The organism is Neobacillus sp. B4I6, from assembly GCF_050434045.1.
In the GTDB taxonomy this organism is placed as follows: Bacteria; Bacillota; Bacilli; order Bacillales; family Cytobacillaceae; genus Neobacillus.
In genome coordinates, this window is sequence record NZ_JBNPWB010000002.1 from 2,740,615 (window position 1) to 2,761,916 (window position 21,302).

Annotated in this window: 26 protein-coding genes, 1 pseudogene and 2 riboswitches; of the genes and pseudogenes, 5 read left to right on the plus strand and 22 right to left on the minus strand. The window is 39.5% G+C overall.

Annotation, left to right across the window (positions count from 1 at the left end):
* Positions 1-10: 10 nt before the first annotated feature.
* The 18 genes and pseudogenes from QF028_RS15615 to katA all read right to left on the minus strand — a co-directional run bounded on the left by QF028_RS15615 (position 11) and on the right by katA (position 15,934).
* Positions 11-727 (minus strand): ATP-binding protein, encoded by a 717-nt coding sequence (locus QF028_RS15615; RefSeq protein WP_429466747.1) that lies wholly within the window; start codon positions 725-727, stop codon positions 11-13.
* Positions 724-1,215 carry an ECF transporter S component gene (locus tag QF028_RS15620; RefSeq protein WP_429466749.1) on the minus strand — a complete coding sequence of 164 codons (492 nt, stop codon included), beginning with the start codon at positions 1,213-1,215 and terminating at the stop codon, positions 724-726. Before QF028_RS15620 ends, QF028_RS15615 begins: the two co-directional genes overlap by 4 nt.
* A gap of 1 nt (position 1,216) precedes the next feature.
* Entirely contained in the window at positions 1,217-1,801 is a 585-nt protein-coding gene (locus QF028_RS15625) for a cob(I)yrinic acid a,c-diamide adenosyltransferase (RefSeq protein WP_429466751.1), read from the minus strand.
* Between the two features lie 15 nt (positions 1,802-1,816).
* On the minus strand, positions 1,817-2,251 hold the full coding sequence (locus tag QF028_RS15630) for a bifunctional adenosylcobinamide kinase/adenosylcobinamide-phosphate guanylyltransferase (protein ID WP_215001813.1): 435 nt from the start codon (positions 2,249-2,251) through the stop codon (positions 1,817-1,819).
* The gene (locus QF028_RS15635; protein ID WP_429466753.1) at positions 2,203-2,802 is read right to left on the minus strand and encodes a histidine phosphatase family protein; all 600 of its coding nucleotides are present in this window, start codon (positions 2,800-2,802) and stop codon (positions 2,203-2,205) included. The genes QF028_RS15630 and QF028_RS15635 overlap by 49 nt, the downstream gene beginning before the upstream one ends.
* Positions 2,772-3,560, minus strand: coding sequence for an adenosylcobinamide-GDP ribazoletransferase (gene cobS, locus QF028_RS15640; protein WP_429466755.1), 789 nt, complete (start codon positions 3,558-3,560; stop codon positions 2,772-2,774). The genes QF028_RS15635 and cobS overlap by 31 nt, the downstream gene beginning before the upstream one ends.
* A complete protein-coding gene (locus QF028_RS15645; protein WP_429466757.1) occupies positions 3,557-5,065 on the minus strand; it encodes a cobyric acid synthase in 1,509 nt (502 codons plus the stop codon). The genes cobS and QF028_RS15645 overlap by 4 nt, the downstream gene beginning before the upstream one ends.
* On the minus strand, positions 5,062-5,634 hold the full coding sequence (locus QF028_RS15650) for a bifunctional adenosylcobinamide kinase/adenosylcobinamide-phosphate guanylyltransferase (protein ID WP_429466759.1): 573 nt from the start codon (positions 5,632-5,634) through the stop codon (positions 5,062-5,064). The genes QF028_RS15645 and QF028_RS15650 overlap by 4 nt, the downstream gene beginning before the upstream one ends.
* The gene (gene cobD, locus QF028_RS15655) at positions 5,616-6,692 is read right to left on the minus strand and encodes a threonine-phosphate decarboxylase CobD (protein ID WP_429466761.1); all 1,077 of its coding nucleotides are present in this window, start codon (positions 6,690-6,692) and stop codon (positions 5,616-5,618) included. Before cobD ends, QF028_RS15650 begins: the two co-directional genes overlap by 19 nt.
* Positions 6,649-7,632, minus strand: coding sequence for an adenosylcobinamide-phosphate synthase CbiB (gene cbiB, locus QF028_RS15660; protein WP_429466763.1), 984 nt, complete (start codon positions 7,630-7,632; stop codon positions 6,649-6,651). The genes cobD and cbiB overlap by 44 nt, the downstream gene beginning before the upstream one ends.
* Entirely contained in the window at positions 7,629-9,095 is a 1,467-nt protein-coding gene (locus tag QF028_RS15665; protein WP_429466765.1) for a heme ABC transporter ATP-binding protein, read from the minus strand. The genes cbiB and QF028_RS15665 overlap by 4 nt, the downstream gene beginning before the upstream one ends.
* 3 nt (positions 9,096-9,098) lie before the next feature.
* Positions 9,099-10,160, minus strand: a complete 1,062-nt coding sequence (locus tag QF028_RS15670) for a FecCD family ABC transporter permease (RefSeq protein WP_429466767.1) — start codon at positions 10,158-10,160, stop codon at positions 9,099-9,101.
* Positions 10,126-11,091, minus strand: a complete 966-nt coding sequence (locus tag QF028_RS15675) for an ABC transporter substrate-binding protein (RefSeq protein WP_429466769.1) — start codon at positions 11,089-11,091, stop codon at positions 10,126-10,128. The genes QF028_RS15670 and QF028_RS15675 overlap by 35 nt, the downstream gene beginning before the upstream one ends.
* Positions 11,092-11,284: 193 nt before the next feature.
* A riboswitch (cobalamin riboswitch) is annotated at positions 11,285-11,477 on the minus strand.
* 59 nt (positions 11,478-11,536) lie between these two features.
* On the minus strand, positions 11,537-12,007 hold the full coding sequence (gene ribH, locus QF028_RS15680) for a 6,7-dimethyl-8-ribityllumazine synthase (protein WP_214716906.1): 471 nt from the start codon (positions 12,005-12,007) through the stop codon (positions 11,537-11,539).
* A 25-nt stretch (positions 12,008-12,032) separates the two neighbouring features.
* Positions 12,033-12,656, minus strand: a pseudogene (ribB, locus tag QF028_RS15685) (3,4-dihydroxy-2-butanone-4-phosphate synthase); the annotation flags it as partial.
* 60 nt (positions 12,657-12,716) lie between these two features.
* Entirely contained in the window at positions 12,717-13,376 is a 660-nt protein-coding gene (gene ribE / locus QF028_RS15690) for a riboflavin synthase (protein ID WP_429466771.1), read from the minus strand.
* Between the two features lie 148 nt (positions 13,377-13,524).
* Positions 13,525-13,673: riboswitch (FMN riboswitch) on the minus strand.
* A 162-nt stretch (positions 13,674-13,835) separates the two neighbouring features.
* A complete protein-coding gene (locus QF028_RS15695) occupies positions 13,836-14,306 on the minus strand; it encodes a GyrI-like domain-containing protein (protein WP_215001789.1) in 471 nt (156 codons plus the stop codon).
* Positions 14,307-14,473: 167 nt separating this feature from the next.
* Positions 14,474-15,934 (minus strand): catalase KatA, encoded by a 1,461-nt coding sequence (gene katA / locus QF028_RS15700; RefSeq protein ID WP_429466773.1) that lies wholly within the window; start codon positions 15,932-15,934, stop codon positions 14,474-14,476.
* Positions 15,935-16,180: 246 nt separating this feature from the next.
* Here katA and QF028_RS15705 point away from each other — a divergent pair, with 246 nt between their 5' ends.
* The gene (locus tag QF028_RS15705; RefSeq protein ID WP_429466775.1) at positions 16,181-16,384 is read left to right on the plus strand and encodes a hypothetical protein; all 204 of its coding nucleotides are present in this window, start codon (positions 16,181-16,183) and stop codon (positions 16,382-16,384) included.
* A complete protein-coding gene (locus QF028_RS15710; RefSeq protein ID WP_088086847.1) occupies positions 16,377-16,574 on the plus strand; it encodes a YwbE family protein in 198 nt (65 codons plus the stop codon). The genes QF028_RS15705 and QF028_RS15710 overlap by 8 nt, the downstream gene beginning before the upstream one ends.
* 670 nt (positions 16,575-17,244) lie before the next feature.
* On the opposite strand, the gene QF028_RS15715 is transcribed toward QF028_RS15710, so the two are convergent.
* From QF028_RS15715 to QF028_RS15725, 3 genes are all read right to left on the minus strand, one after another.
* Positions 17,245-18,357: an IS110 family transposase gene (locus QF028_RS15715; protein ID WP_429466777.1), complete on the minus strand. Its 1,113-nt coding sequence runs from the start codon at positions 18,355-18,357 to the stop codon at positions 17,245-17,247.
* 282 nt (positions 18,358-18,639) lie between these two features.
* Positions 18,640-18,840, minus strand: coding sequence for a cold-shock protein (locus QF028_RS15720; RefSeq protein ID WP_215001781.1), 201 nt, complete (start codon positions 18,838-18,840; stop codon positions 18,640-18,642).
* Positions 18,841-18,969: 129 nt separating this feature from the next.
* A complete protein-coding gene (locus QF028_RS15725) occupies positions 18,970-19,725 on the minus strand; it encodes a Cof-type HAD-IIB family hydrolase (protein WP_429466779.1) in 756 nt (251 codons plus the stop codon).
* Positions 19,726-19,941: 216 nt separating this feature from the next.
* On the opposite strand from QF028_RS15725, the gene QF028_RS15730 reads away from it, so the two are divergent.
* The 3 genes from QF028_RS15730 to QF028_RS15740 are packed head-to-tail and all read left to right on the plus strand — an operon-like array spanning position 19,942 to position 20,897.
* On the plus strand, positions 19,942-20,208 hold the full coding sequence (locus QF028_RS15730; RefSeq protein ID WP_215001777.1) for a spore germination protein: 267 nt from the start codon (positions 19,942-19,944) through the stop codon (positions 20,206-20,208).
* A 20-nt stretch (positions 20,209-20,228) separates the two neighbouring features.
* Positions 20,229-20,471, plus strand: a complete 243-nt coding sequence (locus QF028_RS15735; protein WP_215001775.1) for a spore germination protein — start codon at positions 20,229-20,231, stop codon at positions 20,469-20,471.
* Positions 20,472-20,483: 12 nt separating this feature from the next.
* Positions 20,484-20,897, plus strand: coding sequence for an Hsp20/alpha crystallin family protein (locus QF028_RS15740; protein WP_215001773.1), 414 nt, complete (start codon positions 20,484-20,486; stop codon positions 20,895-20,897).
* A gap of 72 nt (positions 20,898-20,969) precedes the next feature.
* Here the strand turns inward: QF028_RS15740 and QF028_RS15745 are convergent, their stop codons facing one another.
* Positions 20,970-21,272 carry an iron-sulfur cluster assembly accessory protein gene (locus tag QF028_RS15745; protein ID WP_429466783.1) on the minus strand — a complete coding sequence of 101 codons (303 nt, stop codon included), beginning with the start codon at positions 21,270-21,272 and terminating at the stop codon, positions 20,970-20,972.
* Between the last annotated feature and the right edge of the window lie 30 nt (positions 21,273-21,302).

Below are 21,302 nucleotides of genomic sequence, written 5' to 3' on the forward strand. Positions count from 1 at the left end.
TCGATGCGTGCTATTTTTTTATTTCCAATAGGTTGAAAAATCTTCCTGCTGTATTTATTACTGTTTCTTCCTGTCCTGGATCATACACAGCCAGAAAGCAGGTAGCTGGTCCAGCCGATTTTAAAATATCCACGTTTGTGATGACCATTTCCTTTGAAACTTCTTCATTAGGGAACATCTGATTGATCTCATATAAAATCCCTCTGGAACCAACCGGCCAGACCATGACATCTTGAATCTTGCTGATCATCTGAAAATCGGACAGAGGGGCAACTTGATCCTTTTGTTCGATCACTTCGTTTCCAACAAGAGGCCTGCCTACCACTGCAAATTTCAATTGGTTAGAGTAAGCTAGCTCTGTCGTTCGAGCAATGGACTTTTTCCCAAGAACGACTAAACCAAGAGCAGATTGCATGAGTGAAAAGTTACTTTCTGTACTACCAGTTATCCGTACATCCGATAATTTTAGTTCTTGCAGCCCATTTTGTATTCCTGAAACTAACTCGTCCCAGGGTTCATTTCCGCAGAAGTTGTGGAGCACCACTGAAATGGGCTCCCCCCCTGCTGCCATACATTCCATGACAGCAACTCTAAACGAATAATAAGCTACCGTTTCGTATGGGACCTGAACAAGGTCTTGTTCCTTCAATCCAATGGCTCCGCTATTGTCGCATGCAATAATGAGCGAGTCCATATTGTTAAAAGGAATGGTTATAATATCTCTCATAATTTTTCTTCACGCTTCGCTAAGCCAAAAGTGACCAATGAAGAAAGCCGTGGAATTGCAACCAGTGCGATTACTGTATTGATGACCGAACCGATTAGCAGTGAAGGGACAATTCCTAAATAAAAACCGACATTCATTAAAAACATAAATGGTAAGGGAGCAACAAATGCATTCCCAATAATGAAGAGCACACTTGCTAAAACCTTATTGTTTTTATAAAAACGGCCAAACATCCAAACGAGCACTGCCATTTCTACAGCAATTAAAAAGTGCATTGGACCCAATGGGAAACCACCTATTAGAGCGGATAGCAGATGACCAAATGCAGCCACAACCGCTCCAGCCCTCGCTCCAAACAGGACTGCTGCCAATAGCGCAGGAAAAACATCCAATGCGACACTGCCGACAATGGCTGGAATTTTAATCATTGCTCCGACAACTGACAATGCTGTTAACATGGCCAGCCCGCTCACCACTTTTCCCTTCATACTACTTTTCCTCCTTACGCTTCCCATCCCTGAATACTTTTGCACTGCGCATATACTCAACGTCGCTGACATTTAATCGGAAGTTTATAACTCTAGCCAATGCAAAGAAATAATCTGATAAGCGGTTTAGATACATTAAGGCTAATTCAGGTGTTTTCGAATCAGCCTTGACTAGCTTAACAACTAATCTTTCCGCTCTTCTTGTTACCGTTCTAGCAATATGAATCGATGCCGCGGGCTTAGACCCTCCTGGTAAAATAAACCTTTCTAATTCTGGTGCCTCTTTAATATATTCATCTATTTTCTTTTCAAGGTAATCAATCGATTCTTGCTGCAGCTTTATTACTCGCTTCTCAGTCACATTAGCAAGGTCTCCTCCACAATCAAATAATTCATGTTGAATTTTCTCCAGATCATCAAGCACGTCCTTGAATAATTTGAGGTCAAGCTCTTGAATGGCCTGACCGACAAAACAATTCACTTCATCGACCGTTCCATACGCTTCCACACGGGTATCATCCTTGTCTACCCTGCCACCAATTATGCTTGTTTTTCCTTTGTCACCTGTTCTTGTGTAAATTCTCATTGAAACTTCTCCCCTTTACTTAATCGTTTGATTTAATCCATACCAAATGACGTCAACCTTAGCTGATTTTACGGCGATATCTTGATAGGCCCATCCTGTTACATCCCGCCACAGTCTATTTTCTACTTCCAATGGCACAATTCCTTTTGTAATATCAGTCCCAATCACAATTAATTGGCGATGTAGAGCTTCCTGCTCCCAAGAAAGCCAATTCTCGAGACATTTATTCCAAATCTCTCGACACTTGTCGCCATCATATGTCACAGTTAAATCTTTCAACCATATTTCTACACCCTCAAGGATCATCACATCCTTGCCAAAATCAATTAAATTTAACGGGAGAGAATGGTTATCATAAGCTGAGACCCAATGTTTATTCTCGTAAACAGTGTAGGTATTCTTTACCCAAGCCCGTTTGCCGTTAAAGGCACCTCCAATAATAAAGTGCACCGCATCCCCCTCCTTAAAGATTCTTTTTCAAATATGAGTTCAAACCCCTGATCATGATTAACCTGCCACTCCCAAAATTCTTTTTGGTGTGGGGCAAATTTTGATAAAAGATATCTGATGACTCCCCCATGAGTAATTACTGCTGCGTTCTGCAAACTAGAATCGAGAATCTCTCCAATCAGCCTGGCCCAGCCAGCATCAACTCTCTTGGTGAACTTATCAAATGATTCACCGTCGGGCGGACAATGCGTAACAGGATCTGCCAGCCATTGACGATAGAGTCTATTTTCTTTCAAGTCTTCGTACGTGTTCCCTTCCCATTGACCGAAATTTATTTCTCGTAATTCTTTTAATAGGGATAGATTAGAGTTTGGAAATAATATTTCCGCTGTATCAGTACATCTTTGCAAATCACTTGAAAAATAGCGCTGATAGCTTTTTGTTACCGATATAGGTTTTGATTCCGGACATAACGGCGAATCGTTCCACCCTAGATAGGCTTTTCGTCTATTTTCTTCTGTTATACCATGACGAAATAATGCAATAACCACACGGTCATCCACAGGATTAACTCAGTCCCTTCAACAGCCGCACCTAATACATCCCCCGTAATTCCACCGAACCATTTCACAGCTTTCCGACGAAAAAGGAATAAACAGCAGGCTGCAGCGAAAATCAATAAACCTATTAAGAAGAATTGTTTTATGAATAAATTAACAAGAACTAAAACACCAACTAAATAAATAGGATATAGCCATAATGCCTGCGGTTTCGCCGCACTTTGGAATAACGTGCCCAGCCCTTCATTCTTGGCTGACTTTACCGTTAACAACAGAACACCCATGACAGTTTTACTTAAAAAAGGGATGACAGCAATCATGATAAATAGTATATTTTCGACCTTTGCTGTACTCTCATACATAAATAGAAACCGACAGCTTAATAAAACAAGAATGGAGAGAACGCCAAATGCACCCGTTCTTGGATCCTTCATAATTTCTAGTCTTTTCCCTTGATCTTGATAGGAAAAATAAGCATCACTTGCATCCATCCAGCCATCCAGATGAATTCCTCCGGTCAGGAGAATCGTTGCCAGCCAAAGCAAGAATGCACAGGCAAGATGGGAAAAAGGAGTAAATTCAAGACACAGATAAAATACCGCTGAATAAATGATCCCTTGTATTAATCCAACGAGTGGGAAGGCTTGGACTGCCTTTTTAAGATGGTCTTTATCCATTGGTAACTCGAGTGTGATAGGGATTGCTGTAAAGAATTGAATATTAATCAAGAAACCTTTCAAGAACGTCATGTTTTTGAACCCCATTGATTGATAATCTTTTTAATCAGATCCCATTTTAGATGACTTTTCATTTCGTCTGCGATAGAATCAAATCGTTTGTCTTTATAGTCGCTAATTGAACGGATTTCTTCTGCAGGGAGTCCTTTCCTTGTCCGAATCATGTTTAACCAGTGATTTCTCCACTCATCATTATGAAATAGATGGTGAAGGTACGTTCCAATGATTTGACCGTCATTTGCGAAATAGCCTTCTTCTTCCCCGTTTGCTAATGTTAAAAACGGACAGACCTCTTTAGAAAATATCGTCTTTCCTAAATGGATTTCATACCCTACGATTGGCTGGTGAATGGGTAATTCTATCCTCTTGTGATACTGGGCAGTGACTCGATTTGTTTCTTTTTCTTTATAAAAAGTGGTAGCAGCAGGAATCACTCCTAACCCTTCCACCTTGTAGTTCCGTATCCCAGTGTCGGAACCAACTTCATCGATCAAATATCCGCCAAGGATTTGATACCCGCCACAAATCCCAACAACATAACCGCCATTTTCTACGTGGTTTTGGACTAAGATATCTAACTGTTTATCTTTTAAATTTTTTAAGTCGCTAATCGTACTTTTTGTACCCGGAAGGATAACGGCATCTGGCTGTCCAAACTCACTCGCATGATTCACCAAACGGAGCGAAACATCTTTTTCAAATAAAAATGGTTCCAGATCACTGTAATTTGAAATAAACGGCAGGTTGATGACGGCAATATCAATTGTCCCTTCATTCCGATTAGAAAATTGGCTGCGAATCGATAATGAGTCCTCACCATCAATCATATGATTTTCCACAAACGGCAATACACCTAATACAGGTACACCCGTTTTCTCTTCCAGCCACTGAACTCCGTCCTCAAATAGGGTAATATCACCGCGGAATTTATTGATAATCACACCGACAACTCGTTGCCTTTCGTAAGGCTCCAATAGTTCAAGTGTGCCAACAATACTAGCAAATACCCCGCCGCGATCAATATCAGCAACCAGTACAACTGGTACATCGGCTAGTTCGGCGACCTTCATATTGACCAACTCGCGGTCCTTTAAATTGATTTCAACCGGGCTGCCTGCTCCCTCAATCACCACTACATCAAATTCATCAGCAAGCTGATGAAGTGATTTCTTTATTACCTCTAACCCCTTCTTATAAAAATGATCCCGATACCCACGCCCCGAAAGGGTTTCGATCGCTTTTCCTAGATAAACAATTTCTGCATGCTGATCTGACCTTGGCTTTAATAGAATAGGGTTCATCCAAACGGTTGGCTCCACTCTAGCAGCTTCCGCCTGAATCCCTTGTGCTCTGCCAATTTCTTTACCGTCTTGTGTCACGTACGAGTTATTGGACATGTTTTGAGATTTAAATGGGGCGACCTTTACTCCCTCATTGGCAAGTATTCGGCACATCGCCGTTACGATTAGACTTTTGCCCACATCTGAAGCCGTACCCTGAATCATGATCCCTTTCATTGCGTTACTCCCTTCATTACGATAGGAATCCCTGCCTCCACTAAAAACACTAACTCCGCTTCCTTGACTAAATATTGATGGATTTGGCCCAGCAAGCGGCCGTAGGTAAAAACCAATTCATTGCCAAGTAACGGCTCGTTTAATACTTCATTACTGACGACAATTATTGTCCGAGCACGATTTTTTATCGAAGTAATCCCTGTAATCACATTTTCTTTAACCGTTTCTAAAAAATGTTCATCCCACACTTGCTCAGAAGAAAACAATTCATTATTTAATAGCGTTGTGACACAATCCAACAAAATAACATCCTCGCCATTAAAGTCATCAGCTATTTTCCCGATTTGAACTGACTGTTCATACGTTTTCCACCGGTAAGTCGCTGAATCTCGATCGCGTTGGTGCTTTTCAATTCGTTCCTTCATTTCTGAGTCAGAAGGAACGCCGGTTGCCAGATAGTTAAGTTGGCAGCCTGTCTTACGAGCGATCTCTACTGCTTTCCTCTCAGCAAAGCTGCTCTTCCCACTTCTTACTCCGCCTGTTATGAAGATTAATGATGATGACGCCATTTCGCCAACACTTCCATTAGTTGATTATTTTCTTGATTACTTTTTATGGCAAACCGAAGCCATCTTCCCTCTAAACCAGGAAAGTTAAAGGTATGCCTTGGTATGATGCCTTGATTTAGAAGGAACTCAAACAACGCAAACTGATCTTTCAAATGCGGATCCTTCAATAAATAGAAATTCACGTTGGAAGACGAAACCACAAATTCTTCCTGTGTAAAAAAGGCAAACAGCCTTTTCCGCTCATGACTAATATATGCCTGTGTCTCTTTAATAAAAAATTTATTTTGCAGACAAAGTTCCCCTGCTAATAACGCAATGGTATTGGTACTCCAATGTGATTGTAACTGGCTAAGACCCGAAACAATCGCTGGCTGAGCGATTAAATATCCCAAGCGTATTCCTGGAATTGCAAACATCTTTGTCAGCGAGCGAATAATAATTAAATTTGAAAACTTGTTTATGTATGGAACAACTGATTCATATTCTATTAAAAAATCAAAAAATGCTTCATCCAAAACGACCAAGCAATCTCGCTTTTCACATTCCTCTATGATCGAAATAACCGTAGAGGCCGGATAGTAAATACCTGTTGGATTGTTTGGATTACACAGAAACACCGCATCTGCATCCATCAGACTCGAGTGAAAATCGACTGGATTCAATTCAAAGTTTGGCTCCACAAGTTGATGGTAGACAATTTCACATTTGTTTGCCCGACATGCTTGTTCATATTCCGAAAATGTGGGTTCCACGATGACTACTTTTTTGCCGGCAAGCATACGGGCAAGCAGCGTAATAAGCTCTGCTCCTCCATTCCCAATCAGGATTGTATCGATCGGGGTCTGCTCCGATTTTGCAATCCTTCCCTTCAGCTGTGTTGCATAAGGATCTGGATAAACATTAATTTCTTGAAAAAAATCCAGCCATTTTTCTTTCAAAGCAGATGGCGGGCCCATTGGGTTGATATTTGCGCTAAAATCAATAAACTGCAACGGGAGTGCAAGGCCCATTGCCTCATATAAATATTGAGGATTCGAGCCATGTGACGGCCAATTCAAGGACCATTCCCCCTATCCATAAAAATAATAAAAATAAAAAGACCGTTTTGCTAAGAATTTGATTGGCCTTGATGATATGTTCCGCTTGGATGGACTGAATGGGTTCACCCATTTTTGCCCGGTTCGATATCAATCCTTTATAATAATTGATTCCGCCAAGCTGTATCCCTAAAATAGCTGCGACAGCCGCTTCACCCCAGCCGCTGTTTGGGCTCGGATGCTTTTTCGCATCACGGAATAAAATCGTCCAAGCTTTTCTAAAAGGCATCCTTACGGGACGTTTTCCTATCAGCATGATGATCCCTGTTACTCGACTCGGAATCCAGTTCATCACATCATCCCATTTTGCAGACGCCCAGCCAAACTCTTTATATCTATCGTTCAAGTGGCCTACCATCGAATCACATGTATTGGCTGCGCGATAAACCATCGCCAGCGGGGCTCCACCTATTAGTGCCCAAAATAAGGGGGCCGTCACCCCATCACTAGTATTTTCGGCCACGGTCTCAATCGTACCGCGAGCGATTTCACTCTCATCCAAGGAATCTGTATCACGGCCAACAATATAGGATAGTTTTTTCCTTGCTTCAGGAAGGTCCCCTTCAATTAATGGACGATAGACTTCTAGAGAAGCCACCTTTAAGCTTTTTTGAGCAATGGTTGTAGAAATAATTATACCTTCTACTAAAATTCCAACAACAGGATGAATCCAATATCCTATTAAAACTAATATCAAAACGACGAAAAAAACTAAGAGTAAGATAAAAAGGAGCATGGCCAGCCCTTTCCACCGCTTAGAATTGCCATTATTCCAACGTTTTTCAAGAAATGTTATCATCTTTCCAATCCATCTTACAGGGTGGGGCCAATCGGGTGGATCCCCAATAAACAGGTCAATAATATAGGCAACTGTGATTGAGATTAAATGATGGACGATCATTTGCATTTCCTCTTGCTGGATTTTTGAATCGCTTCGATCGTGCACTGATAAACTGCCTTGCTAATAAGCTTGCCTAACGGGGTAATCGTACCCGCAAATTCTAATACTTCACCCGTTTGAGTAGCAGCAATTAAGATACTATCTGTCGATGTACCGGTGGCGATCGTTCCGGTGACTTCGTCGATTACCTTTAGATCATTCAATGCCTTAACCTTCGCTTCAGTTGCGGTCATGATACTTTGAATAAAAGCTTCCTCTGTCAGCTCGCCGCTCACAAAAATCCAGGTATTGATTGTTCCTGGTGTCATTTCAAATGAATGCAGTTCACTTTTCGAAGCATCAATCGCATTTCCTACTCCAGCTGTCACAACAGCAAATATCGAGAAGCTATTATGTTCAAACCGCTTGTATACTACATCTTCGAGGACAACTGCGGTCATCATGCCAACAGTTTCCGATGGTTCAAACCCGTTTGATTTTAAAAATGAACTCATTTCTATACGATGATCACTACAGTTGTAATCCTTGTTAACATGGCGGTTCACAAATGTTAGGTGCCATCCGGTTCCCGAACCAATCACCCCAGATGACATAGTCCTTAATGGCATGGGGGATGTTAACTCGATTAATTCTTCTGAGATATGCAGCATCGACTCATCTAGGTCAAAATCGACAACTTTGTTTTTCACTTTTGGCAGTAAAACCATTTGCGGTGCAGCGACTTTAGGATGGGGATGTTTTTGAATGTCTGTATGATACACATCTCTTATTCGTTCTTCCCGGAGCACCTCATTAGGAATATGATCGATATTAATTCTTCCATTTTCGAGAAGGAGCAATCGATCACAATAAAGCCCCGCAAGGTTTAAATCGTGAAAAATAGAGATAACTGTTAATCCACTTTCTGACGTCCATTGTTTTAAGAAATCTAATAATTCCTTTTGGTACGACAAATCCAAATGGTTGGTGGGTTCATCTAACAAAAGTATTTCAGGCTCTTGGGCCAAAGCTTGGGCAAGAAATACTCGTTGCTTTTCACCGCCTGATAATTCTTGAATATTTTTATTTTGGAATCTGGAAACACCAATTTGCTTCATTACTCGCTGGACAACCTCTTCATCGGCATTACTCCAGCTTTGAAATAACCCCTTTTGATGTGCATAACGGCCAAGCGAGACAGTTTCTTTTACGGTGTATGAGAATGATTGTGTTGAATGTTGTGAAAGAACGGCAATCATTTGGGCCAGTTGTTTTGTTTTGTATTCCTGCAGCCGTTTCCGATTGATAAAAATCTCACCTTTTTGGATGGGCAAAATTCCACTAAGCATTTTCAAAAGGGTTGTCTTTCCACTTCCATTCGGCCCCAATATCCCGAATAATTCTCCCTTTTCCACATCAAAAGAAATGTCTTTCAGAACCGCTTCACTCGAGTATCCACCGGAAATCTGTTGAACACTAAGCATCCTTTAACCACTTCTTTCCGTCCTTTTTCTTTGGAGCAGGATTATTGCAAATACCGGTGCACCAATTAAAGCTGTGATTACACCAATGGGTAATTCTGTAGGAGATATGATTGTTCTTGAAATTAGGTCAGCTAAAATTAAAAAACCGCTTCCTGTTATGATCGATAACGGAAGGAGATGCCGGTGATCGGGACCCCATAATAATCTTGATAAATGAGGAATCACTAGCCCGACAAAACCAATGGTGCCTGACACCGCAACCGCAGCTCCTGTTAAAATAGAGCCAGCTGTTAAAATAATTAGCTTTCTTTTTTGAACATTGACCCCTAAATGCTGTGCCCGCTCTTCCCCAAACGACATGGCGTTTAGTTCCTTTGCATTAAAAATCAGCAGGCCTGAGCCAATGATAAAAAATGGCAAAATGATCTTTATGTACACCCATCCTCTCATCGATACACTTCCTAATAGCCAGCCGATAATTTGCCGCAGCTCATCCCCAGTCAGTGCAATCATCAAAGAAATAATTGCTCCTAAAAAGGAACTAAAAATTATCCCCGTTAATATAATCGTTTCCACTCTCATCGAGCGCTCTATTTTACTGGCGAAAGTAAGGACTAAAAAGATGGTTAAAATGGAAAATAGAATACTTAGCAATGGTAATGTGAAGGAACCAATAAAAGGAATTGATAGGTGGAAAAACAGTGTCAACACCGCTCCAACAGATGCCCCGGAGGATACACCCAATGTATAAGGATCTGCTAACGGGTTTCTTAACAGTCCTTGAAAGGCTGCCCCTGCAATTGCAAGAGAAGCCCCGACAAGACCTGATAAAATCACTCTAGGTAAGCGAATGTTTAGGACAATACTCGAATACATAGGGTCAATTGTCCCCAATGAAATAACCCCAAATACTTTCGCACTGATAATCTTAATAATGGTTAAGATTGGAACCGAAACTGTTCCAATTGAAATACCTAATAAAATAGATAGGAATAGGAAAATTCCAGCTATCATATAGGAAAAATACTTTTTATTTAAAAATTTCAGGATAGACAGCCTTCGCAAGATCTTCTACTCCTTCAACGATCCGAGGGCCTGAGCGAGTCACGCGACCAGAATCGACATCGACTACATGCTTATTTTTTACAGCGTTGACTGTTTCCCAGCCCTTTCTAGTTAAAACTTGTTCCGCTGGATTTTTGACGTAGTATCCATAGGTAGTCAGAATTACATCAGGATTGCGTTTAATCATCGCCTCTTGATCAATTTTAATCCAGCCTTCTTGATCATTTGCGATGTTTTCTGCATTGATTATACTAAGCATTTGATCCATAAAGGTATTCTTACCAGGTGTATAAATTTCTGGAGCGGGCGAAACTTCAACTAATACCTTTTTCTTTTCTTTTATTTCTCCAGCCTTTGCTTTAATATCGGCCAATTTATTCTTCATTCCTGTAATCATCTCATTGGCTTTCGCTGTTTCACCGGTAGCTTTCCCAATCATATCAATCGAATCATAAACTTGGTCAAAATTTTGCGCATCATTAACAACTAAAACGGTAATTCCAGCATCTTTAAGCTGCTGAAGCCCTGCTTTAGAATTATGTGCGGACGATGCATGTGCTAGTACTAAATCTGGTTTTAAGGAAATGATTTTTTCTAAGTTTATTTCCTGCCCGCCGATTTTTTCTTTTTTCGTCGCTGCTTCCGGATAATTATCGAAATCAGACACGCCCACCACTTCTTTGTCAAGACCTAAGGCAAACGCAATTTCTGTATTACTTGGAATTAGTGAAACAATTTTTTCAGGTTTCTTTTCGATGATAACTTTAGTTTTGGTAGCATCAGTAAGTGTAACTGGATAGGTAATTTCCGCTGTTTTCTTCTCTACGCTTGACTTATTCTCTTCGTTAACTTGATCTTTCTTTTCAGCACAACCTGCTAAAACTCCTACTGTCAATAATACTACTAACAGCAATGAATACAACTTCTTCATTTTTCTCCCTACTTTCAGTTAATAAAAATTATGTAACAAAAAATAAATCTTCTTGTGCAAAAACAAAATGGCTTGGATAAAAACAAAAAACATCTCCACTATGTAATGGAGATGTTGGTATGATTAGATTCAGGTTACTAGCAATAAGTAAAGGGAGTCTAGCCTTCAACACCGTCCCATCCTCGTAGGTTTATTGGCGCACAAGAATTAGGCAGGTTTCCTGGCTCATGATCATCGCTTCCTATGCCTTCCCATCTTAGTCGACAGTGGCACCATATAGGTTGCTCTCATTTACAGTGGCGGGACCGCGTTGGCTTATACCAAACTTCTCTTTTAAGCCGAAAATCTTACAATAAGATTTTAGCACCTAATTATAAAAAATATTTTTTGTTAAATTCATTATAGAAAAGATGAAATGAATTGTACATGTATTTTTGCAATAATTTTAAAGTTCAATCGTTCTGCACAAATTGGCCATTTCAATTGCAGCCGAAGCGGCATCCCATCCCTTATTACCAGCCTTTGTCCCAGCACGCTCAATAGCTTGTTCAATAGAATCTGTGGTTAGTACTCCAAAAATAACAGGAATGCCACTACTTAAATTGATTGCGGAAACACCTTTTGCCACTTCATTACAAACAAAGTCAAAATGTGGAGTAGAGCCGCGAATGACCGTACCAAGCGTGATAACAGCATCATATTTTTTGCTATTAGCCATTTTTTGGGCGATTAATGAAATTTCAAATGCACCTGGTACCCAGGCAATATCTACGTCTGTCTCACTGACGCCATGTCTTTTAAGTGCATCCTGTGCACCGCCTAATAGTTTACTTGTAATGAATTCATTAAAACGTCCAACCACGATTCCAACTTTTAATCCTGAGCCAACTAAATTTCCTTCAAAAATATTACCCATGAGTATGCCTCCTAAATTTGTTTTAAACTTCCCGCTTAACTAAATTTTCCTTGTTGCTTCGGTATTCTACTAAATCTTTAATCGTAATCATTTTAATGTTTAGCTTATCAGCAATTTTGCGCAGCTGTGGGACACGTGCCATCGTGCCATCGTCATTCATGATTTCACAAATGACACCAGCAGGCTTGGCACCGCATAAAATTGCAAGGTCTACAGCTGCTTCTGTATGCCCCGTTCTGCTCAAGACTCCGTCTTTTTTAGCAATCAACGGAAACATATGCCCTGGTCTTAAAAAATCGGATGCTTTTGATTCCGGGTCAACCATACTCAACACCGTTGCTGATCGTTCAAATGCAGAAATTCCAGTTGTAGAAAATTTATGGTCAATGCTTACGGTAAAAGCTGTTCGATGTGGATCCGTGTTCTTGGAAACCATTGGATGTAAGTCGAGCTTTTGAGCTAATGCCTCGTCAATAGGAACACAGATTAGACCTCTTCCGTGAGTGGCCATAAGATTTATGACCTCCGGGGTTGCTTTTTCAGCAAGAGAAATAAAGTCCCCTTCATTTTCCCTGTTTTCATCATCGCAGACAATAACAACCTTTCCTTCTTTTAAATCAGCAAGAGCTTCGTTAATCGTATTAAACACGCAACATCTCTCCTTTCAAAATGACAAACCCTTTAAGATTGGACTTTTCCAAACTATAATTTAATTAAAACCATTGTCTGCTAAAAATTGTGCCGTTATCCCTGTCTTATGATTTTGCGCAGTATCACCTGAAAGGTTTTTCATAAAATGACCAACGTATTTACCAATCATATCGCATTCTAGATTAACGATATCCCCTGACCCCTTTAGTCCCAAAATCGTTTCCGACAATGTATGGGGGATGATCGATAGTGTAAAACTATTTTCAGTTACCGCAAAAACAGTCAAACTTGTCCCATCTACCGTTATAGACCCTCTTAAGATTACATATTTTAATATGTCCTGCTCTGCTTCAATCTCATAGTAGACAGCATTTTCGAAGGACTGTTTACTTTTAATTATGCCTGTTCCATCGATATGTCCTGAGACAAAATGGCCGCCAAACCTTCCACCTGCTGCCATCGCCCGCTCAAGATTTACTCTGGAACCTCGCTTGACCATATTTAAACTTGAAGCTTTGACCGTTTCGGGCATAACATCTACCGTAAACAGCTTACCCGTAAAGGATGTCACCGTTAGACATACCCCGTTGACCGCAATACTGTCGCCAAGGTGAACATCATTAAGTATTTTTTTTGCCTCAATGGCTAAAACAAACGACTCGCCAGTCCGCTGGATGTTCGCGACTACCCCAATTTCTTCAATAATTCCAGTAAACATAATTTCCTTCTCCTTACTATGGTTCCACTTAAATTCTTACCCTAAAATGAAAAAGACCCTGAAGACAATAAGTCCTCAGGGTCCTGTAAAAGACAATAGAAAATAAAGGGTTAAAAATAGGTACACTTCACCCTACAATTAATCCTGTCTTTTCCTTCTCCCATCCAGACTTTAACTGTCGGCTCTGGAGTTTCACCAGATCCACCGTTTAACAATAATATGTTAACCGGGTCACGGACTAAGAAGCAACGCTTCATCACCGCCGGTTAGGAATTTCACCTGACCCCGAAGGAAATATACAATTCTTATTTTAATGATAGTATACTCTATTGGATCAGTAAAGGGAAACGCACTAAAAAGTATTTTCATACTAAAATCATTTGATCATTATTTCACATAAAATCCATAAGCTAAGGTGATTTCTTCTCCCCTTAGCTTGCTTCCATTGAAAGAATTAGTTTACTCTTTATAAGTCTTTACTGGTAAATAAATATCAAAGTGAAGCTCCCCAGAAGCATACAGATGTTTATGCTCTTCTTTATATACTTCAATACTTAATGCGTTATGATCCTGTTCATAGCCATATTCTTTCATCCAAGCATATATTTGTTGATATGTATTTTCGACTTCCTCTTGCTTTCCTTTATGGGTAGCAAAAACATAATTTTTACTCGGAATCGTAAATCCAACCATACCATCAGGAATTTCGTCAATTTTTTCGACGGGCGTTGTTACATAATAGGTGAATTCTGTTTCTCTGCTATGAAAAGGTGCAATCAAGACAGGTTCTTTCGTTTGATAGGATACTTCTTCTAGTCGATTAACCATTTCTTGAAAAAGACGTGGAAGTGTATTGATTTGTGAGTAAGTTCCATTCCATGAAATCCCAACAACTTTCATTTCTTCTTTTTCTATTACCTGGATACTCATACTAATCCCCCTTTTGAATCATCATATTAATATAATTCTAATCTTAGCCCTTAAATTCCTGCAAAAATAGTTCGACTAATCATTTAAAAAACTGACGAGATCTCAGCTCCTGTTACCATGAAAAAAGACCGTCCATCTTAATAAACGGCCTTTTACTAGTTTAATAGTCACTTTACCTCTTGAGGAATAGCTAGATTTAACCCTTTGGCTACTTTCTCACCATATTCTGGGTCTGCTTTGTAGAAATGTTGAATTTGACGAAGCTTTATGTCATCCCTCTCAACTGGCTTCATTGCGCCTACCACTGTTTCAATTAAGCGGGCCCGCTCTTCTGCTGACATTAAGCGATATAAATCACCGGCTTGTGTGTAGTGGTCATTTTGATCATAGGCTACTTGTTCAGCAAGTCCATTAACCTGGAAGGCAGTTTGTTTATGTTCAGGTTCTTCCTTTGGTCCTCCAAAACTGTTTGGCTCATAGTAAACCGAACCACCACCATTATGATCGGAACGCATCGCCCCATCACGTTGATAGTTATTTACTTCTACCTTTGGACGATTAATTGGGAGCAAATTATGATTCGGTCCTACACGATAGCGGTGGGCATCCGAATAAGCAAATAGTCGGCCTTGAAGCATTTTATCCGGCGAAGCCTCAACACCAGGGACCATTGTTCCAGGAGAGAATGTGGCCTGCTCGACTTCTGCAAAATAGTTTTCCGGATTACGGTTGAGCACCATACGTCCAACCTCGATTAATGGGTAGTCCTTATGTGACCATATCTTTGTGACATCAAACGGATCGAAGCGATACGATTCAGCATCTTCAAAAGGCATGATTTGAACATGGAGTCTCCATGCTGGGAAGTCACCCTTGTCAATTGCTTGAAATAAGTCTTCCGTATGGTAATCAGGATTATCTCCAGCTAACTTACCAGCAAGCTCTGGTGCCATATTCTTAACACCTTGTTCGGATTTAAAGTGATATTTGACCCAAACTGCCGCTCCATCCGCATTAACCCATTTAAAGGTATGGCTGCCATAGCCATTCATGTGTCTAAGTGTTGCCGGAAGTCCTCGGTCACCCATTAAATAGGTAACTTGGTGTAAGGATTCAGGTGACAGTGACCAGAAGTCCCAAACTGCAGTTGGATTTTTCAAATGGGTTTTAGGATCTCTTTTTTGAGTATGAATGAAATCAGGAAATTTAATCGCATCACGAATGAAGAAGACTGGCGTGTTGTTCCCTACTAAATCATAGTTTCCTTCTTCCGTATAAAACTTAACAGCAAACCCACGCGGATCACGAACTGTATCAGCTGAACCAAGTTCACCTGCTACAGTTGAGAAGCGAATAAACATAGGTGTGCGTTTTCCAACGCTATTAAACAATTTTGCTTTTGTATATTTTGACATATCATTGGTCACTTCGAAATAGCCATGTGCTCCGGCACCTTTGGCGTGGACAACACGCTCAGGAACTCTCTCACGGTTAAAGTGTGCCAATTTCTCTAGTAAATGTACATCTTGAATCAATGTTGGTCCACGTGATCCAGCCGTCATCGAATTTTGATTATCACCGACTGGTGCTCCATATCCTGTTGTTAAGTGTTTGTTACCATTACCCATTTGATCACCTCGTAAACTATTTTTTAAAGCTTAAACAAATTATAATATAAATTTTATTAAAATCAATACTAAATTATAATTAATATAAATTAATATTGATTATCAACAGGATAACATGTACCCACTATAACATAGGTATTAAAAATAAAGGACGTTATTCCAAAAATGAGAAATAACGTCCAAAAAATTTTTATTTGGACGAAAATAGCTTATAATGTGGTTAACACTTTATTAGGAGGATTTTTTATGAGTGATTCAAACCAAACCAATCCACAGGAAGAACCGAAGAAGAAAATAAGTCTGCAAGAAGCGATGAAACAACAGCTGGAAAATAAGAAAAACAAGTCAGCCCTTGGGAATTCAAGCTCGAATAGCTCACAGGCAACTAAAAAGCTGCAAAGCCAGCAGACTAAAAAAGTAAGTAATTCACGGAGAAAAATGGGTGTCTAGTGGTCAAAATAGAGTAGACATTGTCCCAGGGACTTTAGTCAAAATAGTCCTAAAAGCAGATCAAAGAAGCGGGAAACTCACTGAGGGAACTGTTAAGGATATATTGACAAAGTCAAGTTTTCACCCTCATGGCATTAAAGTGCGGTTGACGGATGGTCAAGTTGGCAGAGTCAAGGAAATCAATCGTTAAACCAATCCTCTACATTTATGTAGAGGCAGACTGTCGACAAATCCGAAAAACTTGGGTTTGCCGGCAGTCTTTTTTATGTCTTTGTTAATTTGTTTGTTGATTTGCGCTCCAGGCGCTTCGCTTTCCGCGGGCGTAGCGGGGAGCCTCCTGATATGAACGAAACTGTCAAGGCCCCCACTCTAAATTAGTATTTGTATTATTTTTGGGCAATTTTAAGAAGAGAAGCTAATTTTGGCTTCTTTTCATTGTTGTCTTATTAGCCTTCTGGCTAGATTATCTCCTTCTTTAGCTTACCAACCTATTCTCATCTCTTAGAATGGCTGTCAAGTGCTCTCCTTGACTGCCATTCTAAGAGATGAGACACTATTTTAAGCTAAAGAAGAAATGATCACATGTCCGCTCCTTATTTATTTGAATAGATGTTAAGAACACGGCACGAAAGCAAAAATCTCTACTGCGGTTAGCATTCTGATATTCGTGGGTTTTCACATTTTATCTTTCCGTTTAAAGGACTTTTCCACTAACTCGGCGCGTGCGTTAACCCTTATAAGGTATAGCACAGAGGAGGCACGTGGATTTTCCTTTCCGGTATTACTCTTTGCCTTCGAGCCCTATTCTCATCTTCTATTTTTAAATCAATATAAAAGCATTTTATTTTCAATATTTACAATCAAATTTTGGAAGTATCATTTATCTCTTGCGTAATAGCCCAAATAAAACCTGCCAACTCTCTTGCTACTGCAGTGATTGCTTTACCACCTGTTTTTCCTCTGGATAGTAGTTGAAAATATCTTTTATGAAGCCTATTTTGAGCTTTCCAGGATATACCTTGAACTATTGGAGATAAGCCGTCTTGCCGTCTCTTTAATTCACCTTTAACTGAAGGTTGATATCGATAACTCCAAGCAGACTCAATTAATAGACGGCGAACATGGCGATTTCCAGTTTTAGTAATTTCTCCTTGTCTCCTTTTCTCACCACTAGAGGATTCGCTCGGTACTAAACCAACATAAGCCATAAATTGTTTCGGGGTTGGAAAACGTTTAAAAGAACCAATTTCTGCGACAAGACTAGTCGCAGTTATAAGCGCAACACCTCTTAATGCTTGTAAGGCTTGAATCATTGGAGCATGAACACCTTCGGCTGCTTGTAATTTTATTTCCTCTTCGAGTCTTAGAATTCGTTGTTCTAACTCTTTTAATTGATGATAATATTCCTGAAAAACCACTCGTAAAGATGAGTTTTCAAATTTTAATACATTTAGCCATTCACGATACTTTTTAGTCCATTTATTAACTCCAGCTGGTGGGTGAAGATTATTACGTAATAAAAATTTAGATAAACGATGCTTAGCTCTTAGTTCATCTTCTTTTGCGTCTTCACGTGCTCTTACTAAATCACGGAGAGCTTCATCTTCCGTATCAGGAACATAAATAGGTGTTAATTCACCTGCTCGATATAACTGAGCAAGTCGGATAGAATCCCTACGATCTGTCTTGATACGCTCACATGGTCTTTTAGGTATTAAGGATGGAGCTATCACATCGCAATGAACTCCCAAAGTAAGTAATAGTCTAAATAGTGGGTACCCAGTTGGACCTGCTTCATAACACACTCGAAGAGTGTTAGGTTCTCCAAGTTTTTTTATTAATTTCCTAATTGCTTCAGGTGTATGAGGAATCATTCCAAAGTATCTAGGCTCTCCGCGGCCCTCTTCAGCAATAGCTACAGCAATTTTTTCCTTTGATACGTCTAAACCTACAAATTTTATGGCATCCTGCATAATGACTAGCTCCTTTCGTAATGTAGCTCTAATTTGGTTTTTTGTTTTTCAACATTAAACATTCTTACCAAATTAACCTACGAATTTACGAGTAAGGAGCTAGTTTCGTTCATGATAACTCGGCGCTTAAGCGCCTGCGGGGTCTCCCCTGCCCCGTCCTCCCGCAGGAGTCTTCGCGCCTTCCGCTCCAATCAACATGTGCCAAAATCAACAATGAGCTTTAACATAGTCTTTCAATAAAAAACAGACCCAAATGCTTGGGCCTGTTTTATCGGCGGGTCATTATGCTTTACGGACGTTTACTGCTTGTGGTCCACGTTGACCACTTTCAATTTCAAACGTAACCTCTTGACCTTCATCTAATGTTTTGTATCCTTCGCCTTGAATAGCCGAGAAGTGAACAAATACATCTTCTCCACCTTCACGCTCAATGAATCCAAAACCTTTTTCACCGTTAAACCATTTTACTTTACCTTGTTCCATTTTTGTAGCCTCCTAGCATGTAACAATTACATGTAAATTGCAAATTCAATTGACTTGCCTAATTATTTTTACCCATTTCCTGTTTGCATATACCATACTAATTCTTAAATAAATTTTTTCGTCCAAATTTTATTTTGAAAGCACCCATTTATGGATTGCTTGCGCCACACCATCTTCTTCGTTGGTTGCTGTTACCCAGTCCGCGGACTCCTTTACCTTTTCCTGTGCATTTCCCATCGCTACACCCAAACCAGCTGCTTTGATCATCGCTAAATCATTGAGGCTGTCGCCGACGGCCATAACATTCTTCATATCCAAACCCAGCCGGCTGCAAACAATCCCAAGTCCTTTCGCTTTATTAATTCCAGTTGGATTTACTTCAATGTTCTTCAGTGTTGAATTGCTTAATTCAAATTCACCTTTAGCCTGTAATTCATTAAAGATTAGTGCTCTTGTTGCGTCATCATCGATGTTAAAGCCAAATTTCATCCATTCCAGTGTATGTAGGTCAGCCGGCATTTCATTATGCCAATTACGCTCGGTACTAATCGCCCAAAATTTTGTGTTATGCTGTTGAGATAACCCCCACATCCACTCAACCAGCTCCGATTTGACCAAATTCCTTTCCACTAACTCCCGTTTCTCATCCCAAATTTCACTTCCATTTACCGTTACCAAGTATGAATTCAGCTCCAATGAATCAGCATGCTCTCGACTAGTAATCACAGAACGTCCAGTACTTAGAACGACAAAAATCCCTTTGTCCTTTGCAGCTCTGATTGCCTGGCGATTTGCTTCCGATATCTGGCCTTTATTATTTAAAAGTGTGCCATCCATATCCAGTGCTACTAATTTGATTTCAACATCATTTTTAAAATTATCCATATGTATTAACGTGCTCCCTTCTAACTTTTTCCATTATAAGATTAACACCATTACTAAAAACTAATCAAACAATTAAGTATACCTAATATATTTGTTAAACAAAGAAGAACCCTGCGAATTTACATCCATTCATAATACATGAGTATCATAAAGTAACAGATAGGCACTCTTTTGCATATAGTACCCATAAGCCAAAGGATAGAAAGGTGTTTAAAGATGCCATCGGTTGTAATCAATTTATATTATTTAAAAATCAATAGTATTTCGGGTAATGGTTCCATAACTATAGGGGAAGCAGCTCATAATAGTCCCACTTCCAATACTAAATCACAAGGAATTAATGCTTCATATGGAGACACTTCACCGACTGAAGCAATGATGGAAAACCTATTAAATGATCCTGACGTCAATGATCAAACTTCAATTGGAACTACTGATGTTGCCAATGTAAATAAGCCCATTCAACCTGTACTACCAATCTAACATTATAGGGGTTATATGATATGCCATTTCAAATAAATATTTTAAATTTTAAGATTAATGGAGCTACGCAAAACGGAAATGTTGATATAGGTCCAACTGTGCATAACAGCCATACTGCTAATAGTAAATTTGTCGGTGCAAATTTTTCTTTGGGTGATTTTTCACCGGCTTCTTCCCTTATGAACTCAGGCAATGTAGATCCAGATGTTAGTGATCAAGATCAAATAGCTAACCCTTCTATGCCTATCGCCAATCAACTTTAAAGGAGTAGTAAGATGGATATAGAAAAAATGAGAAAATGGCTAGAGATTACAAATGAGTATAGAGAGAGCAATTTTTGGTCTAGCGTACTTAAGCAAAAACATCCTGATGAATTTTTTAGAGAAGCGGTATGTAATCCAAAATTTGATATATATCTAAATGAAAATTATTACTTTATTATTTTTGAAATACCTGGAGTAAATCGAGAAGATCTTTCAATTAACTTAATCACAAATACACATTTAAAAATTAATGGCAAAATAAAGCCGGTTCTACCATTTGAAATGGGAATGAAAAGAGAGCGAATCTATGGTGATTTTGAACGCGTCATTGAACTTCCAGAACCAACTTATGCTCATTTAATGCAAACACAAATTTATAATGGACTACTTCATATATCCTATCCTCGAAAAAGTGTGTTGGAATAATTTTCAATAGAAAGAAAAGAATATATTCAAAAAAAAAACGCAGTGAACTCACAAGCGTTTTTTCTTGTTTTATTAATGGTGATGATGTACGCCCATTGTTGGGTTGGTAATTAGCCATTCTTCTTTTGGTAATTGGAAATATTGAATCCAGATATTATTTAAGGTCGGATCATTTTTATCAAGAATAAAGTCAATTTCTTTATCACTTGTAACCACTACATCGTTTTCTGTTGGTGTATCAAGCTTTAAATCATAATGGGCGTGATCCCCGTGGATACTTGTCACATATACTCGAAACAATTTCCCTAGTGCCTCTTCTTGTTCCATCATTTTCTTCAATGCTTTTGCTGCATTCCGATTAACTTTTACCTTCATTTTGTGCTCTCCTCCAACTATGTATTCCTT